This is a genomic window from uncultured Porphyromonas sp., assembly GCF_900541275.1.
Taxonomy (GTDB): domain Bacteria; phylum Bacteroidota; class Bacteroidia; order Bacteroidales; family Porphyromonadaceae; genus Porphyromonas_A.
In genome coordinates, this window is sequence record NZ_UQJH01000025.1 from 1 (window position 1) to 17,101 (window position 17,101).

The 17,101-nt window shown below is 55.8% G+C and carries 12 protein-coding genes; 4 read left to right on the top strand and 8 right to left on the bottom strand.

The window, feature by feature from the left end; translation table 11 throughout:
* Positions 1 to 695: 695 nt before the first annotated feature.
* Positions 696 to 1,913: a bifunctional 3,4-dihydroxy-2-butanone-4-phosphate synthase/GTP cyclohydrolase II gene (locus tag QZR17_RS07465; protein ID WP_297129562.1), complete on the bottom strand. Its 1,218-nt coding sequence runs from the start codon at positions 1,911 to 1,913 to the stop codon at positions 696 to 698.
* 9 nt (positions 1,914 to 1,922) lie between these two features.
* On the bottom strand, positions 1,923 to 3,935 hold the full coding sequence (locus QZR17_RS07470; RefSeq protein WP_297129563.1) for an LptF/LptG family permease: 2,013 nt from the start codon (positions 3,933 to 3,935) through the stop codon (positions 1,923 to 1,925).
* Between the two features lie 478 nt (positions 3,936 to 4,413).
* On the opposite strand from QZR17_RS07470, the gene QZR17_RS07475 reads away from it, so the two are divergent.
* The 4 genes from QZR17_RS07475 (at position 4,414) to QZR17_RS07490 (ending at position 8,589) form a co-directional block, all read left to right on the top strand.
* On the top strand, positions 4,414 to 5,730 hold the full coding sequence (locus tag QZR17_RS07475) for an anaerobic C4-dicarboxylate transporter (protein ID WP_297129580.1): 1,317 nt from the start codon (positions 4,414 to 4,416) through the stop codon (positions 5,728 to 5,730).
* A gap of 26 nt (positions 5,731 to 5,756) precedes the next feature.
* The gene (ansB, locus tag QZR17_RS07480) at positions 5,757 to 6,815 is read left to right on the top strand and encodes an L-asparaginase 2 (protein ID WP_297129565.1); all 1,059 of its coding nucleotides are present in this window, start codon (positions 5,757 to 5,759) and stop codon (positions 6,813 to 6,815) included.
* 12 nt (positions 6,816 to 6,827) lie between these two features.
* On the top strand, positions 6,828 to 7,967 hold the full coding sequence (locus QZR17_RS07485) for a porin (protein ID WP_297129567.1): 1,140 nt from the start codon (positions 6,828 to 6,830) through the stop codon (positions 7,965 to 7,967).
* Positions 7,968 to 8,142: 175 nt separating this feature from the next.
* Positions 8,143 to 8,589, top strand: a complete 447-nt coding sequence (locus tag QZR17_RS07490; RefSeq protein ID WP_297129569.1) for a hypothetical protein — start codon at positions 8,143 to 8,145, stop codon at positions 8,587 to 8,589.
* Between the two features lie 117 nt (positions 8,590 to 8,706).
* On the opposite strand, the gene QZR17_RS07495 is transcribed toward QZR17_RS07490, so the two are convergent.
* The 6 genes from QZR17_RS07495 to QZR17_RS07520 form a co-directional block, all read right to left on the bottom strand.
* A complete protein-coding gene (locus QZR17_RS07495) occupies positions 8,707 to 9,402 on the bottom strand; it encodes an OmpA family protein (RefSeq protein WP_296160585.1) in 696 nt (231 codons plus the stop codon).
* 51 nt (positions 9,403 to 9,453) lie between these two features.
* Complete coding sequence (locus tag QZR17_RS07500) at positions 9,454 to 10,140, bottom strand: YggS family pyridoxal phosphate-dependent enzyme (protein ID WP_297129571.1); 687 nt, start codon at positions 10,138 to 10,140, stop codon at positions 9,454 to 9,456.
* Positions 10,141 to 10,153: 13 nt separating this feature from the next.
* Positions 10,154 to 10,600, bottom strand: coding sequence for a DUF4494 domain-containing protein (locus QZR17_RS07505; RefSeq protein ID WP_297129572.1), 447 nt, complete (start codon positions 10,598 to 10,600; stop codon positions 10,154 to 10,156).
* Positions 10,601 to 10,630: 30 nt separating this feature from the next.
* The gene (locus QZR17_RS07510) at positions 10,631 to 11,827 is read right to left on the bottom strand and encodes a 1-acyl-sn-glycerol-3-phosphate acyltransferase (protein ID WP_297129574.1); all 1,197 of its coding nucleotides are present in this window, start codon (positions 11,825 to 11,827) and stop codon (positions 10,631 to 10,633) included.
* Between the two features lie 1,139 nt (positions 11,828 to 12,966).
* Positions 12,967 to 15,726 (bottom strand): BACON domain-containing carbohydrate-binding protein, encoded by a 2,760-nt coding sequence (locus tag QZR17_RS07515; RefSeq protein WP_297129576.1) that lies wholly within the window; start codon positions 15,724 to 15,726, stop codon positions 12,967 to 12,969.
* 47 nt (positions 15,727 to 15,773) lie between these two features.
* The coding region (locus QZR17_RS07520; RefSeq protein WP_297129578.1) for a hypothetical protein at positions 15,774 to 17,101 on the bottom strand (1,328 nt) is incomplete at its 5' end.

Here is a 17,101-nt window from a genome sequence, read left to right on the forward strand (position 1 = left end):
CAAACCCCCTTTCACCATCCTCCCCCTCCCAGCACATCAAAATGCGAATTAGCCCATTGAAGGGTATGGTTAAGCGCACACCTTGAAGAACAAAAGAGCGTTAGCCAAAGGCTTACAAACACAAATTATTGTCAAATATGGGGTAAATTGCAATCTTCAGTGGGCAAAGGCTTGCATGGTTCGGATAAAGTCCCTACCTTTGCATCGTGGTTTTTTCATAATAGTATTAGATTAAAGGTTAAGGTAAGAACAGAGCTGTCGTGAGACAGCTTTTTCTTGAAAGGTCACGAGTCACCTCATTCTGGAGGCGACTCGTTTCTTTTTTTCTACAGGTATAGGGACGCCCACTAAGCGTGACCGGGAGCTGTATCAGTGGAAGGGAGCGAAGGCAAATGGATAAGAAATCCAAGTCTCGCACTTGCATATATGGGATAAAGTCTCTACCTTTGCATCGTGGTTTTTTCATAATAGTATTAGATTAAAGGTTAAGGTAAGAGCTGAGCTGTCGGGAGACAGTTTTCTCTTGAAAGATCTCGGGTCGCTTCGTACACTTGTACGGTAGTTGACTCGTTTCTTTTTTTTGACTAACAACAGGCAGTTAGATGTTAGACTGCACGTTATACATAACAATGAGCCCCGAGCGAAGTGATTCGACTCGGGGCTCTTCTGTCCTAATAGGACCTCTGTGTGGAGGCTTAGACCTCGTGGAGGTCCTGTCCCATCTTCTCTTTCTTGGTACGGAGGTAGCGCTCGTTGTACTTATTGGGTGCGATCTCGATCGGGACGTGCTCCACCACTTCGAGGCCGTAGCTCTCGAGACCGATCCGCTTGACGGGGTTATTGGTCATGAGGCGCATCTTACGGATGCCGAGCTTCTTGAGTATCTCAGCACCGACACCATAGTCCCGCTCATCGGGTCGATGACCGAGGTGGACATTGGCCTCGACGGTGTCCATCCCCTCCTCCTGGAGCTTGTAGGCGTGGATCTTGTCCATGAGCCCGATGCCACGGCCCTCTTGATTGAGGTAGACGATGGCTCCACGGCCCTCATGCTCCACCAGCTCCATAGCCTTGTGCAGCTGCTCGCCACACTCGCAGCGGAGGGAGCCGAAGATGTCCCCCGTGGCGCAGCTGCTGTGGACGCGAACCAGCACCGGAGCACCATCCGAGACTTCACCCTTGACGAGCGCGACGTGCTCTAGGCCATTGCTGAGCTGACGGAAGGGGATGATGCGGAAGTCGCCATACTTCGTCGGCAACTTTGCTTCTACACCCTCCTCCACGAGGCTCTCACTATTCATCCGATACTTGATCAGGTCAGCGATAGTGATGATCTTAAGCCCATGCTCCTTGGCAAAAACGAGGAGCTGAGGGAGACGAGCCATGGTGCCGTCTTCATTGACAATCTCGATGAGACAGCCCACGGGGCGAAGTCCGGCGAGACGACAAAGGTCTACCGTAGCCTCGGTGTGCCCAGCACGGATAAGGACGCCCTCATTGCGAGCGCGGAGGGGATTGACGTGACCAGGACGGGCGAGATCATCGGGGCGAAGTGAGGGATCGGCAAGGGCACGGATCGTAGCGGCGCGGTCCGACATGGAGACACCTGTGGTGACCCCATGACCGAGTAGGTCCACGGTGACGGTGAAGGGGGTGCCGAGGGGGGACGAATTGTCTACCACCTGCATCGGCAGCTCCAGCTCACCGCAGCGCTGAGCCGTCATAGGGGTACAGAGCACGCCACGACCGTAGCGCATCATGAAATTGATGATCTCCGGGGTCATCATCTCGGCAGCGCCGATGAGGTCTCCCTCATTCTCCCGGTCCTCATCATCGACCACGATGATGAGCTTGCCTTGGCGCAGGTCCTCGAGCGCCTCGTCGATGGTATTGAGATTGATCTTTTCGTCCATATCTATTATTTAGTTTGATTTACGATGTTCGGTGATGCGGGCAATCTCACCACGCACCTTATTATTATTGTCCCGGACGTGCTTGCACTCACGCCGGAAGGCTATGTATCTGATCTGGTAGTAAGCGTAGACGAGAAGCCCGAGGGGGAAGAGGATCATCAGTGCGATCCGCAGCCATCGCTCCCGTGGCTTACGCACGTTTGCCAGCTCCTCGAGGTCGGGGTAGCCGCTGAGACGGTGCACGAGGAGGATATCCTCCCCGCGACCGAGATTGTCAACGATATCATCAAGCGCTTTAGCGAGCTCTCTCTGCAGATGCTGCTGCGTGGGGCGGGTGAAGAAGCCGAAGTACCCTACCGAGGACTGGTGGATGAAGCGGTCTGCCAACTCATCCGCCCGGTCGATATCCCGTGTGGCAAGTGCGTAGTCGGGGACACCCTCTGCCGCCACCGCTCCCACCTTGCGCACCGGCTCGATGCCCATAAAGTGGTGAAACGAATTGACTATGATGTCGACATTGAAGCGCATACTATCCTGCGTGGCGAGGTAGGTGAGCAGGAGACCGGCAGGAAAGAGAACCATATTGGGCAGCCAAATGCCACTCCATAGGATCCAGCGACTCTCATTAACCATCTTCACTCCGGTCGTCTCAAGGATGTAGAAGACGATGAAGCAAAAGATCGCCACGATGAAGGGAACTCCGATACCGCCCTTCCGGATCAGCGCACCAAGAGGCGCCCCGATGAGGAAAAAGACGATCACAGCGACCGGGTAGGTATACTTTCGCCAAAACTCGAAGTCGTTTTTCCGGATCAGGCTCTCCGTCTCCTCCTGGTCCATATTATTGAAGTAGTAGGAGCTGACGTCGGCATTGAGCTTCTGTGTGGCCGCGTTGTATATCGTCTGTAGCTGGGAGTACCCGAGAGCCCGCAGGTCTGCGTCGAGATCTCTCCTTGTGGGTGCAGGGGTCTCTGCCTCCTTAGCACTCTCTTTCGCCACCGCATGTCCCACAGCCCCACCGACTGCCGCCCCGGGAGCGACTCCGGCGACAGGAGCCATCTCCTCGATGAGAGCTTCTCGTGAGGAGCGAGCGACAGAGTGAGCATCGCCCTGCATCACCGGTCGAGCAGCCGTCGCCCGGATCAGCTCCCTATTGACCTGAGCCATCGAGTCGCGCACAACGGTGAGGGAGTCGACATAGGCGCGTAGCTGGCGGGCATTCTTGCCGACAAACTGGCTACTCAGCGCCCCCTCATCGACCATATAGAGGCTGTCATCGAAGTGCATGATTACCTCCTTGGAGGAGAATTGCTCCCTCAGGAATGGGCGCTGGACATTCCCTCCATAGTCGCTCGACTCTGAGGGGCGGAGATTGCGGAAGGACTCGCCATGGTACGCCTCCAGCACCATCTCCTGACCATCGTTGACCGAGTAGAGGTAGCCACTGTCAGCGAGGACTATCGTGGCATTTTGCGGTCCCTCGGAGTGATCGTAGATCATCAGGTCGTAGAGCGTCTTCGTCTTCGGGTCCTTACGCGTGATATATATAGAGTAGCCGGGGATGTCCTGCGTAAAGCTCCCCTCCGGTATCGCCAGCTCGGGCGACTTATTCTTGATCGAGAAGTAGTACTGCCAGAAGCGAACCTGACTGGTGATCATCCAGTCGTTTTGGAACCAATAGAGCCCTCCCGCCAGCAGTATGGAGAGACCGAGGAGAGGCCGCATGATCCTTGTGAAGGGGATGCCCGCAGTCTTCATCGACAGCAGTTCCATCCGCTCACTGAGGTTGCCAAAGGTCATCAGCCCCGCCAGCAGCACCCCCAGCACCAGAGCCATCGGGGCCACCGTCATCGCGGAGTAGAACATCAGCTTGAGGAGTACCCAAGTGTCCACCCCTTTGCCGACAATATCCCCGACAAAGCGCCAGAGGAGCTGCATCACAAGGATAAACCATGCGACGGCAGTGCTCCCGAGGAGCAAGGGGACGAAAGTCCGGAGGACGTAGAGGTCTAATTTCTTCACAGTCAGAGGACCGCTTACGGTCACGCAAAGGTAGCAAGAAATCCCCTCTTATCCCCTTACTGTAGCGCCTGTCCGGAGGGGTGATGCCTTAGGGAACCGACAGACCCGGGTCTTACTGCATCCGTAGGGGATGCCCTCTCCATCGCATCGGCTGAGCTACAAAGTGGAGAAGACCGATGTATGCACGCAATCATCGATGTCCGCCCCCTTGCCGGTCACCGATGCTGCACTTATTACCGGGATCAGCCATAACTACTACCTGCATTAGTGCCGACTAAGACTGATATAAGTCTGAGGGTCGCACCCTGTGGTCTTCATACGTCTTCCCTTCGCCTGTCGATCGGCTCACCGGAAGGTCGGCTTTGCGACAGACTTTACTTATCGTCTCGTTTTATGCATTTCTTGAGTAATAAGTACATTTGTGGTATCAATGCTGACGGGACAGCACGCCGGCAAACCCATAAAACTACACGATATGTTGCTTATACAGCTACTCTTCATCCTGGTTGCCATCGTTGTCGGTGCCCGCCTTGGCGGCATCGGCCTCGGTGTGACAGGAGGTATAGGACTGGCGATACTGGTCTTCGGATTTGGTCTGATGCCCACCTCGCCGCCTATCGATGTGATGCTTATGATCGCCGCAGTGATCTCTGCGGTCTCCTGTATGCAGGCTGCGGGAGGTCTGGACTATCTCGTCAAGGTGGCAGAGAAGTTTCTCCGTCGTCATCCGGATAAGATCACGATCTACAGCCCCTTTGTTTGCTACCTATTCACCTTCCTTGCCGGTACCGGTCATGGGGTCTACTCCCTCCTGCCTGTGATATCCGAGGTGGCGCGGGAGACGAAGATCCGTCCTGAGCGACCGCTCTCCATCTCCGTCATCGCCTCACAGCAGGCGATCACCGCCAGCCCTATATCGGCGGCGACGGTGGCGCTTCTCGCCCTCCTCACCCCGGCGGGCATCAGCCTGATCGACATCCTCAAGGTGAGTATCCCCGCTACTCTACTGGGCGTCTTTGTGGGAGCGCTGACCTGCCTCCATAAGGGGAAAGAGCTGGAGGAGGACCCCGAGTACCTCCGCCGTATGAGCGAGGGACTGATAGAGCCCTCTCGTCTCTCCCAGATGGATCCTAATGCGAAGACCCCCTTTAAGGCTCGCCTCAGCGTGATACTCTTCCTCGTATCGGTGGTCGCGATTGTCCTCCTGGGCTCCATCCCCGCCCTGAGACCGGACTTCGTCATCGATGGCACGACGGTGAAGCTCGGCATGCCGGAGGCCATTGAGATGATCATGCTCAGCACCGCCGCCATCATCCTCCTCGCCACCAAGACCGACGGGATCAAGGCGACGAAGGGATCGGTATTCAATGCCGGTATGCAGGCGGTGATAGCCATCTTCGGTATCGCCTGGATGGGGGATACCTTTATCAATGGTAATATCGGCGTGATCACCGCCAGCCTGCAGGATGTAGTGACGAGGATGCCGTGGCTCTTCGGGCTCGCCCTCTTCTTTATGAGCATCCTGCTCTTCAGCCAGGCGGCGACGATCCGCGCGGTGGCTCCGCTGGGCATCGCCCTCGGCATCTCACCGATGCTGCTGATAGCGCTCTTCCCTGCCGTCAATGGCTACTTCTTTCTCCCCAATTACCCGACCGTGGTGGCGGCGATCAACTTCGACAGCACTGGGACGACGAAGATTGGGAAATTCCTACTGAATCACTCCTTTATGGTACCCGGGCTGGTGGCGACAGGTGTCGCCATTGCCATAGGCTTGCTACTCATACAGATCTATTAATACCCCCTTTACACAAACTCAAAGTTATGAAACAACTTACTACACGTCTGGGTCTCCTCGCACTGATGACGACCCTCTGCATGGCTGCGATGGCGCAGAAGCCTCATGTCCACATCCTCGCCACCGGTGGCACGATCGCCGGTGCAGGTACCTCCGCCACCGGTAGCAACTACACCGCCGGCCAGGTAGCCATCGGCACACTCCTCGATGCGGTGCCTGAGGTCAATGACGTCGCCGAGGTGACCGGTGAGCAGATCGTCAACATCGGCTCACAGGATATGACTGACGATGTATGGCTGACGCTCTCCAAGAGGATCAATGAGATCTTTGAGAATAACGAGGCTGACGCCATCGTCATCACTCACGGAACAGACACCATGGAGGAGACTGCCTTCTGGCTCAGCCTGACGGTGAAGAGCAAGCGCCCTGTCGTCCTCGTCGGTGCTATGCGCTCCTCTACCGCTATGAGCGCTGATGGTCCGCTCAATCTCTACAACGCTGTCGTCGCAGCAGCCGACAAGGCCTCTGCCGACAAGGGCGTCATGGTCGCTATGAATGGTCTCCTGATCCCGGGTCAGATCGTCTCAAAGACCAATACCACCTCCGTAGAGACCTTCCAGGCCGCCACCGGTGGTCCCATCGGCTACGTCTTCGGTGGCAAGGTGTACTACAATATGAGCTACGGTCTGACCGCACAGCGCATTGTCTTCGACGTAAGCAACCTGACAAAGCTCCCCAAGGTGGGCATCGTCTATGCCTACTCCAATATCGAGGCAGACATGCTTGACCCGATCCTCAATGGTGGCTACAAGGGCGTGATCCACGCCGGTCTCGGCAATGGTAACATCCACAAGAATGTCTTCCCCGTCCTGGAGAAGGCTCGCCAGCAGGGGATCCTCGTAGTCCGCTCCTCCCGCGTCCCGACCGGCAATACCACTCTCGACGCTGAGGTAGACGACAATAAGTACGAGTTCATCGCCTCTCAGTCTCTCAGTCCCCAGAAGGCCCGCATCCTCCTGATGCTCTCCCTGACGACAACGACCGACTGGCAGCAGATCCAGAAGTACTTCAATCTCTTCATGTAATCTCCCCCGCCTATGTCTAAGACTACACTCAGACTACTCGCTTGCGGGCTGATCGCCACCGCCTTTGGTGCCACAGCCGCAGCACAGCAGGAGCACTACACGACGGAGCCCTCTCTCGCCGAGCAGGTGGGCATCGTGAAGGCCAAGCAGGATAAGTTCAATCTTTTCCTCAATATGAATACCTCTCTCGATGCCGCTTGGGACTCGGAGAATTTCAATAGCCTTAAGTTCTACGCCCGACAGCTCCGCATCGAAGCAAAGGGAAACATCACTCCCTGGCTCTCCTACCGCTGGAGGCAGCGTATCAATCGCCCCAACGGCAGCTCCGGCAACATCGACAACCTCCCCACCTCGATCGACATCGCTGGCATCGGCGTACGACCGACGGAGAAGTTCTCTATGTTCCTCGGTAAGCAGTGTGCCGCGTATGGTGGTATCGAGTTTGACCTCAATCCTATTGAGATCTACGAGTACTCCGATATGATCGAGTACATGAGCAACTTCCTCACGGGAGCCAACTTTTCCTACGACTTCACTCCGGGACAGCAGCTACAGTTCCAGGTGCTCGATGCCCGCAACGGCAGCTACGAGAGTACCTATCCCGGCATGTACAAGAAGGTGGAGGAGACAAAGGTGCCGCTGGTCTACACGCTCAATTGGAATGGTACTATCGTTCCGAACTTCTGGACCACCCGCTGGTCATACTCCTATATGAGCCAGTCCAAGGAGCACAATATGATGTATGTCGCCCTCGGTAACCACTTCGACTTCGGTCCCGTGGACGGTCACTTCGACTGGATGTACTCCAATGAGGGACTCAATCGCAAGATGATCATCGCCGATCTGGAGAATGTGGAGTACAACTCCTTCGTCCTGAAGCTCAATTACCACATCTCCGACAGCTGGAATATCTTCGGCAAGGGTATGTACGAGACCGCCTCTGCCGGTGGCACGGACAAGTGGTTTGACGGCACGAAGCAGCGCACCGCCCTCGGCTACTTCGCCGGCGTGGAGTACTACCCGATGGCGGATGGCAATCTCCACTTCTTCCTCACCTACGTGGGTCGCAACTTCAAGAATAACGTTGAAGACACCTCCGCCTCCACCAATAAGCTGCTCTGCGGCTTCATCTACCAGCTCCCGATGTTCTGATCGGAGCAGGCTCGCCTAATAAGGGAGAGCAGATCCTTGATGGATCTGCTCTCCTTTCTTTATGCAAAAGACTAATGTGTCACCCCGAACCACTTTGTAGAAGCGTCGCATTTCACGTAACTTCGCAGACAGAAGAATAGCTATAATCTGTACGTCCAGAATATCAGAATAACATATGAAACAGCATCATTACTTGTGGGCACTCTCGATCTGCTTTCTACTCCTCATCGCCTGCGGGTGCGATGACACCAGCCAGACGCCCAGGATCAAGCAGGAGTTTATGGAGTTTGACCGGACCGGAGGGACCAAGGTCAACGAGGTGGTTCTAAAGAAGAATCCATGGTTTTTCCACACTCTTATTGTCTACGAGCAAGATCCATCAGCCACCACGGTCAATAAGGTCAGGGAAAAGGAGCTGACGAAGGACGAGATGGAGATCAGCACCACGGAGGACGGCTCCAAGGTCATCCATTATGACTGGATCACCTTCCGTATCTCCAAGGACACCCGCACGATCACCGTGACCGCTGAGGAGAATAAGACAGGGAAGCCGCGATCCATTTACTTTATGGCGTTGGCCATAGTATGGGGCCCTTCCTTCACTGTCAAGCAAAAGGAGTGATCCGGTTCTTCACAACTCACCTAACGAAGGAGAGCAGACCCACTGAGGATCTGCTCTCCCTTCTTTTATGCTCGGGCAAATCCTCTACAAAGAGACTCGTCCGGATGAGTGACCGACTTACTTCTGCTTGGCAGCCTCGGCCTTAGCCTCGTTGATCATCTCCTGGCTCGGCAGGATGAAGACCTCCACGCGGCGGTTCTTGGCACGACCCTCAGCCGTACCATTATCAGCGATGGGCTGGTCGGGACCTACGCCATCGAGGGTCATACGGGTGCTGGACACCTGATGCTCGCGGAGGAAATTCACCACGCTCTGAGCGCGACGCTTGGAGAGTCCGACATTGTAGGCATGCTTACCGGTGCTGTCGGTGTGACCTACGATGCGGATGTTGGTCTGAGGGTTGGCATTCATATTAGCCGCAAAGCGGGTGAGCGCCTCCCGAGACTGAGGGCTGAGCGCGGTGTTGTCAAAGCCGAAGAGGATGCCGCTGTCGAAGGTGACACGGATCGCCTCACCATTATTGACACGCTCCACCTCAGCCTCTGGGACAGCCTTCTCGAGCTCCTTAGCCTGCTTCTCCATATGATTGCCGATGAGACCGCCGGCGACACCGCCGACTATACCACCGATGAGGGCACCTGCACCGGCATTACCTGCCGTATTACCGATGCCGGCACCGATAGCAGCACCGGCAGCGGTACCGGCACCGGCACCGAGGACGGTCTTGTCCATCTTCTGGAGGAAGCCACAGCCACTGAGCGAGACGCTGAGGGCGAGAGCGGAGGTGGCGAGGATTGTAGTTGTCTTCTTCATGATTGGTTGTGATTTATGGATTCAAAAATCATTAGCTGTACCCTACGTAAGTCAGTACTCACGAGGGCCAAAGATCGCTGTGCCGATGCGCACATACGTCGCACCATGCCTAAGGGCGATCTTATAGTCTTGGGACATACCGATGGAGAGCTCGCGGAAGGAGGGCTGGTCAGCAAAGTACCGGTCGCGCACCTCACTGAGGAGCTCCTGCATACGGGCAAACTGCCGATCCACCAGCTCCATATCATCGGTCAGCGAGGCCATCGCCATCAGCCCGACCACCTCGATATGAGGGCAGTCGTCGATCAGGCCCGACTTGAGGAGCTCATGGAGCTCAGTCTCATCCATCCCATGCTTCGTCTCCTCACCCGAGATATGGATCTGGAGGAGACACCGTATCGGTCCCCGCTCAGCAGGGCGCTCCTGGAGCACCGCCTGCCGCTCGATCTCCCTGAGGAGCTTGGCCGAGTCAACACTCTCTATCGTGTCGACAAAGGGGGCAATGTACTTGACCTTATTACGCTGAAGCGTCCCGATCAGGTGCCACTGCACGTCGTCTGGCATCTCGGGTTGCTTCGCCACCATCTCCTGCACGCGGTTTTCGCCAAAGATACGCTGCCCCGCATCGTACGCCTCGCGGAGCTTCTCGATGGGGTGAAACTTAGATACAGCGACGAGCCGGACCTGCTCCCCCAGCTCCCTCCTCAGCGCCTCTATGCGATCGGCAATGGTACTCATGGGATGATCACTCTTACTGTGCTTCGGCGGGCTTAGCCTCCGGAGCCTCGTACTGAAAGGCGTCCACCAGTTGGGTCTCAGCGATCGAGGCGATGGTCCAGTCGGCGAGCGTCGTCTTCATCTGCTTCTCCAGCTCCTCGAGAGCGTCCCTAAAGTCATTCGCCTGCACCAGCATATAGGTGTACTTCTTCTTCTCCACGCCATTCTTCTCGTCCAGTTGGATGAATCCCACCTTCGCCTTGTAGAAGAGCTGACCGTTATTGAAGAACGTCTCCGAGTAATTGACCTTCTTGACGCTGTCGAGTCGGAAGGGACCACGGTTCTCCATCTCCCCACTCATACGCTCCTCAGCCTCGGTGAAGGTGAGGGCATCGACGAGGTAGTACTCGTGGACCTTCTGGACTTTGCCTGACTCGGCGATCTCTTTTTCGTAAGTGACTTTGCACTCAAACCAACTCATTGGTGTTGCTTCTATACTATTGGGTAAAACTTATCTGCGGATGATCTTGCGCGTGATGAGGTTATTGATCAGAGGATTGGCATAGGCATCAAAGATCATATGTGCCACCTCCTCTCGATCCTTGGTCACCACCTTGGCAGCATCCATCTGCTCCTCCACATAGAGCTCAAAGAGCAGACGCTCCTTGCGACTGTACATGGAGTCAAATTGGTCTCCACCGCGGACGATGTCGTAGGCGATGTAGTTGGAGGGGTAAAAGCGGTAGTTCAGGAAGATCTGCCGGTCGATCTCCCTGGCGATGGCAGCCAGTTGCTCATTCTTACTTGCCTCCGGCTCGTAGAGCGAGGCGAGGTCATGCAGCGGCTCAGCCACCTTGATATGGACACGTCCCTTCCTGCCACTGAGGCCGGTACGCATACTGACGAGATCCTCTGTCGGCTGCTTCTGGTAGTCTGGATTGCGCCGGCGGGCAAGTAGCTCCACCGCCTTGAGTGCATCACAAGGGTCATACTCGTAGGAGATCGCCATCGGCACTAAGTGGAGGCTCTCGATCGACTCAGCGATCGACGCCCCCCTTGGGGCACTCAGGGTCAGCATCTTCAGCAGACCGGGCTGGGTTGTATCATTGGAGTCCTTTGCTCGCCCATCCCTCTGCGCCAGCCAGATATGCTCCTCCCCCTGCTCCACAGCGGTACGGATATACTCTGAGAGACGCTTCGACTCGATCAGGGTCTCCCGGACCGGCAGTCCGCGCTTCACCACCACGGCATCGCAGAGCTTGACGAGCGTCCGTATCCAGGGACGCTTCAGGAGGTTATCCCCCAGCGTCATACGCGGCATAGAGAGGCCCGCCCCCATAAAGAGCAGGTCCAGGATGGCAGAGTCGAGGATGATGTCTCGATGATTGGAGACCAAGAGATACTTCGTCTGCCCCTCGCGGTCGAGGTTGCTCGTGCCGGAGATGGTGGTGGAGAAGGTGGTCTTATCGAGCAGTCTCGAGAGACCGGCACTGATGAAGAGGCGCTTGAAGTCAAAGATCGTCCTCACCTGCTCGCTCAGCAACGTCTCACTCTCCGGAGAGAGGTCAAAGCCGAAGGTATCAGCGAAGTGGCGAAACTCCTCATCCCTCAGCAGCTCCTCGATGGCATCATGCACCTCAGCGTCCGTAAAGGGACGGATGGTATCGAAGTGCGGGTCGGTCGTACTATGGTATTGATTGTCCGGCATATCTTACTTATCTAAGTCACAGACCCACCAGAGGTCGGGTCCCATTACTCTCGTAAAGGTACCACTTTTCACTCACCCACATCATAATTCTCTCGGGAGAGCCTATATTATAAGGTCAAAAGTGCTCACCGGCACAGATAGCCGACATAGGCCGAGTACTCCTCATCTAAGACCTTTGCAAAATGGTCTTTCGCCGAAAAAGCAGTGCTTTTTCGGCAGGGACTTTGCAGAACACCCCAGATGCAAGGAACTGAGAGTGAGGGCGAAGGGAGTGTGCTTACGCACATGACCAAGCCCGAATCTCGAAAGTGACGCCGCAGATGGGGTATTATGCAAAGGTCTCTTTCTATCACTCTCCACTGCTTAGTTGTCTGCAAATATACGCCAGAGTCCCCAACCGAAAGTCTCCTCGAGTCACGAAACGTCTCCTAAGTGCATATCCTAGCACTTGTGGTCAGTTACCTGAGCGTACCATCTACCTCGGAGTCTCTCTATATAATAAGGAGTGCAACCCACAGCAAGCGCATCAGCGGTGTGGCACCCCGGCAGGGGTGCATACCACCCAGGGTAGAAAAGGAGGCAGCGAGACACCCCTAACCCCGCGACCCCGCTAGGGTGTCGCACTGATTGACTAACTGGTATGTGCGACACCCTGGCAGGGTCGTATATCTTTCTTGGCATCCTATCCCGGGGTCTTCGGCACTGCGTGCCTCGACACCCGGTCTAAAAAGCGATGATCCCTCCGGGGCTGCGCCCCTGCGGGATCACTGCAGACAGGTCGGAGTGGTGAGGGGGGAGGGGGTAGAAAAAGAGGGTGCACCCATCGCAGGCGCACCCTCTGTAAATATACCTGTATCCCACTTAAAGCAAGACACAGATACATATATGAAGCTTTGTAAGTGTTATATGATTATTAGCGTATGTAGTATGAATAGGGGGCAAGAGGAACTCCTGCAGAGATCCCCACAGCCCGACATGCAGTATCCTTATAAAAGGGGTGGGACAGAGTGTGACCTCCGTATGAGAAGTCCCTCTGTCCCACCCATTACAAAAAACACACTAAGATGAAAAGACGTCAGCCATTAAGACAGACCGGGGAAGGGACACGCCCTCCCCGGCTGACCAAAGGCGGTCGGGAATTAATCAAGAGGTGACAAGGAGAAAAGGCGCACGGAGAAGGAGAAATCCTTGCCGTCGAGGGACACACGGGCTTCGCTCTGATCGAAGTACACGCTGTACCCCCGGTCATTGTGGTATGAGCAAGACCAGTAGTAGCCATCCTTACCCTCCTCACCACCGGAGTAGCCGGCAGCGGGCAAGAACCGAACCACAGCAGAGGACAAATTCTGATCCCAGAAAGTCTGATCAAGATCATTCACCACATAACCTCCCTTACGACCCGCAATATTGATGCAGTAGATCCAGAGACCATTGACGCTCTCGCCATTCACAGCATACGTGCCATAGTAGTAGAGCCAGGCGGAGCGATACTGTTTCTCTTTCGGGTCATCTCCATTGAAGCGGAGCGCAACGGTACACCCCACGCGGTGGCCGTTGACTGTCATGGTGGTCATCATGTAGTCACTCGTGGCATCAAACCACTCTCCCGCAACCGTTACCTGCTCAGTACGGTCAGGCACGAAATACGGCTTCCCTCCATCGAGGTCAAACCTCAGGGTTGTCCAGTACGGGAGAATTCCCTGCCATTTCTCTTGAGTAGGAAGCTCGTAGGTCTCCGTGGAGCCCTGGATCGACTGTGCATCATAATACTTTTCCTTGGCTGTATACCATTTCATGTGATCATGACTGGTGTGATTGGTGTCCCAATTCCCTTCATACGTCACATTATACTTCGCCACGTAAGCAAGTGGATTGTACTTCGCAGCGGAGTAATCGGGACCATTAGACGCCTGGGAGACGGTAATGACCATAGACTTACTTGAGTCAGCTTTGACCCGGATGGTAAGAGTCGCCTGTCGAGCGCTGCCAGTATTGTTCGCAGTTGCAGTGATGGTAGCACCGGACACAGTAAGCCAATCGGCTCCGGCACCCTTGTCAACAGTAATATCGGAAAGACTAAGATCCCGCCTGCTAACCTCCTTGCCATTCATTTTACTCACCACGGTACCAGCGACAGAGATGGTTGTGCTTTCTCCTTTACCATTAAAGGAAATTGCAGAGGGGGTGACTGAGGTAATAGAGTACTCCGTGGTTGCCTTCCCAGCCTGCTGTGAGACGGAGACTGATTTAGACTGCTTGGAGTCGGCACTCACACTTATCGTCAAGACTGCTGTACGAGCCTCGGTGGTCGCATTCTCCGCTGCAGTAATAGTACCATCCACGATTGTGAGCCAGTCGGCTCCGGCACTCTTCGTGATCGTCACGTCGGCGATCGTTAGTGGAGTGGTCTTGGTCGGGGTGCCATTTTGCATCTCGGTGTCGGTGCCTGTGATGCTTAGCTTCTGACTGCTGCCTGCAGGCACAAAGGTGAGTGACGCGGGGCTGACACCGGTCAGGGCGTAGACGTGACTTATCGTCGGGGGGACCGGCTTGCCAAGCTGAGTGATGTTGATGCTTCCGGATGCGGAGGGGTTCTCCTTGGGGCTTACGGCAATCGTTGCCACACGGGGAGCAGAGGTTGTATTGGGCGAAACAGTCACGATGCCTGTCGGACTGATACTGATCCAGTCGACGGGTCCGTTGGTCACCGTATAGGAGAACTTGTCCCCACCCGTGATCGTCTCGGCGGGAGCAGTCGGATCAATGGCACCGCCGACGAGCTTCTGCTTTGTCGCCGTGGCATTTACCGTCACGGTCCCACCGTCGGCGGAGACACCGGAGGAGATGTCGGGCGTCGTGGTGACTTGGACGCTGTAGGCGTAGGAAACGGCACCCTTCTGGAAGATCTTCAGCAGCTCCTCCTCCGACACGGTGAAGGTCTGACCATTATTCCAGTCGACCACCCTGACGTTGTAGGTGAGCTTGATCTTGGAGGGGTCGGGGTTGTCGCTCGGGTCGGGCACGTAGCCCTCATCGCCCATCATAAGCTGGATGGAGTAGATGTAGTTGCGCTTCATCTGAGGCAGCTTCACCTCGAGAGGCTTGACGGCATAGCCGTTATAGGCGGTCTCGATGACGAGAGAGGTGCCGTCGGCAGAGGAGGCAGAGGCAGCACTATTCTCGTATGCGTAGATCTGACCCATGGAGACGTCGGTGGCGGGCTTGCGGAAGCGCTCGAAGGAACCATACTCCTTACCATCCGTCCTGTAGGCGTTGGTCGACGAAGCGGCGAGGAGGGAGGACTGGGTCTTCCTATTCTTGACGGTGATCTTACTGAGCGTCAGCTTGTCTAGCGTCGACTGGACGTCGATGCGGGCGGCGAGACGCTCTAAGTTAATCGTACCGGCAGGGGTCATCGCTCCCGCCGTCACCGTGAAGTCAGGTATATTCGTCGATGCCATGACAAAGGCGTTCGGCATACCCGGCTCACCATCGACGAGGATGGCGCGTACGTCGGAGAGAGACTTACCCGTAAGGCTCCCTGCAGGAATGGTGTAATTGGCGACGAGGAGCATCTTGTAGGTTCCCGTCGTAGCGATCGGCAGGGTGTAGCTCGTGGAGCCCGGAGCTTTCAGCGCCGGGGTGCCTGATGTCACGTAGCGACCCGAGGCATCAAAGAGGAGTGCCTGCAGCGTGGAGATCGACTTCTCGTAGTCCTGTGCCGGCACAGCGTAGGTCTCCACGCCTGTCGTCACGGTGAAGGTGACCGCCTGTCCCTTCTCGGGAAGACCGGGGACCTCTCCCTTTCCTCCCCGCGCAAGCTCCTTGCTGCAGCCGCCGAGGATAATACCGAGGAGTGCCATGAGAGCAGCTCCCCATACTATCTTATGTCTATTCATCTTATTACTTCTCTATATGGTGATTTCTCATCTGATGACGACTCCCATTAGTCTTGCTCAATCTGAATCTCATACTGATAAGCAGTCGGGAAGTTCGCGTCAGCTACCGACACGACGGCAGTGCGCTTCACGCCCGTCGTATTGGGTTTCACGGTGAGGGTCATAAGGCTCCCGGCATAGGAGAGCTGGACCCAGTCGGGATTGCCCTTGGCGGTTACAACAATGGTAGAGCTAGAGCCTGCGAAATTGCTGGCAAAGGGGATCTGTACATTGGTAACACCGGCTGCATCAACGGTCAGCTTGTGTGTCTTCGCATCGTAGCCGGTAGGAAGTTTGGCACCCTGAGCGGGAGCAAGAAGATTGAGCGACTCGGTGACACTGACCGGACCATTCCACTCATTCACCGCAATAGCAAAGGAAACGCCCCCTCCCGTCACAGGAGGCACGGGGCTCTCCTTCGGTCCGAGGATGATTGTGTAGAGGTAGTTGCGCTTCACCGGCACGACCGCTCCGTTCTGATAGAAGGGTACCTCCACGTGATGCTCCTTGCCGTCATACTCTACGGTGATGTCGACCACGGGCGCCTGATCCTTGCTAACGAGTGTCTTCGGGGTCTCATAGAGGTAGAAGGCCTTAGCCAGCTTACCCATAACACCGTTGTATGACCGGCTGGGGCTTACACCACCCGCGGGGATGGTGGCAAAAGTCTTCACGCCACCCACGGTGGTCAGAGCGGTAGCACGATGCTCGCCCACAGCGGTCCTGTCGTAAGCGTTCTTGAGTACGGCATCCTTGATGATGACCTCCTTGTACTCAGGGTGTGCAGCAGTGGCCTTCATCGTCGTCTGGATGTCGATACGGGCCACAGCGCGGATCAGGTCGACATTGATCGTCGAGGCACCGGTCATAGGGATGGAGGTGGACTCCTGTCCCATCTTCGCCACACCGACCATGGGCAGGTACGTACCACCCTGAAGTAGGACCTTGCAGGATGCATTCGCACTCTGCATACGGCTGATCAGGCGTGACATCACCTCATCTACCGTGGTCGCATCAGCCTGCAGACCTGTGAGGGGCTCGTCGTTGGCAACAAAGAGGAAGAAGCGATTCTCTCCCGCATGGATCGTATTGGCCGATCCGACAAAGTCAGCTGCCGTAAGACTTGCCTGGTACTCAGGACCACCACTACTCGTGAGAGTGACTTGGTGAGTCTTAACGTAGGTCTTGGGCCCGGCGAGGAACTCATAGAGAGTGATCTTATTACTATTGATCGCCCACTCCGCCTGGTCATGGATGGCGTAGGTGGTAGGGAGCCCACGCGGGGCTGCAAAGGAGAAGGTGATCTTCTCGGCGGAGGGATTGTAAGCCCCACCGT